Genomic DNA, 349 nt, shown 5'->3' on the forward strand with positions numbered 1-349 from the left:
CGCGCTGGACGCGGCGGTGGCGCTGCTGGCATCGGCGGCGCGGCCGGTCGTCATGGCGGGCACCAACGTGTGGTGGGGCCACGGCGAACAGGCGCTGCTGCAGCTGGCCGAGACGTTGCGAATCCCCGTGCTGATGAACGGGATGGCGCGCGGCGTGGTGCCCGCCGATCATCCGCTGGCGTTCTCCCGCGCGCGGTCCAAGGCGTTGCGGGAGTCCGACGTCGCGCTGGTGATCGGGGTGCCGATGGACTTCCGCCTCGGCTTCGGTGCGGTGTTCGGCGAGGACACCGCGGTGATCGTGGCCGACCGCGCGGCGCCCGTGCGGCCGCACCCGCGCCCCGTCGCCGCG

Annotated in this window: 1 pseudogene; it reads left to right on the forward strand. The window is 75.1% G+C overall.

The features are described from left to right. Positions 1 to 349 (forward strand): annotated as a pseudogene (locus tag Q2100_RS31705) (acetolactate synthase); the annotation flags it as partial.

This window comes from Mycolicibacterium arseniciresistens, assembly GCF_030519285.1.
GTDB classification, from domain to species: Bacteria; Actinomycetota; Actinomycetes; order Mycobacteriales; family Mycobacteriaceae; genus Mycobacterium; species Mycobacterium arseniciresistens.